1 protein-coding gene is annotated in these 626 nt (G+C 52.2%); it reads right to left on the bottom strand.

Annotation, left to right across the window (positions count from 1 at the left end):
* Positions 1 to 626: Ig-like domain-containing protein (locus tag VQ643_RS16305; protein WP_414201568.1), on the bottom strand; the 626-nt coding region annotated here is incomplete at both ends.

Genomic DNA, 626 nt, shown 5'->3' with positions numbered 1-626 from the left:
GCTTCGCTAAGGCGAGCTATTTCGCTGCCGTTGCGGTAGATCGCTAGGTATTCACCAGCGCCTAGGGCTTGGCTGAGGCTGCCTTTCAGTGTAGGAGTAGTATCGTTGGTAATTCCTTTATCACCAATATCACCCTGTGTAGGGTCAACATCATCAATAATTTGATCAATAGAAACACTTTGCGTTGGCGCTTTGGTGTCCAGTTCGATGTCGTATTGGTTAGAAACAGTGCCTGTGTTGCCTGCTTTGTCGACTACTTGGGCGGTGTAGCTGTAGTTGCCGTCGTTTGTGAGGTTGTCTTCAAAGCTCCAGCTCACGCCATCTGCTGCAACGGTGGCTTTGCCTACTTGGGTGCCGTCACGGAAGATGAGGATTTCTTCACCTGCTCCTAGGGCGGCATCTAGGCTGCCGTGTAGGGTTGGCGTTTTGTCGTTGGTTGAGCCACCATGAGCTACGCTGCCCGTTTGAGGGGCTTCGTCGTCTACAATGTCGGTGATAGTCACCGTTTGGCTTGGCGCTGCGGTATCTAAGGTGATTTGGTATTCGTTAGATTCTACGCCTTGGTTGCCTGCTGCATCTTCTACGCGGGCGACGTATGTGTAGTTGCCGTCGTTGGCGATGCTGTC

Source organism: Pseudomonas sp. F1_0610 (assembly GCF_047470865.1).
In the GTDB taxonomy this organism is placed as follows: domain Bacteria; phylum Pseudomonadota; class Gammaproteobacteria; order Pseudomonadales; family Pseudomonadaceae; genus JAZDRH01.
Note: the sequence above shows the minus strand (reverse complement) of the source record. Positions and strands in the feature narration are given on the sequence as shown.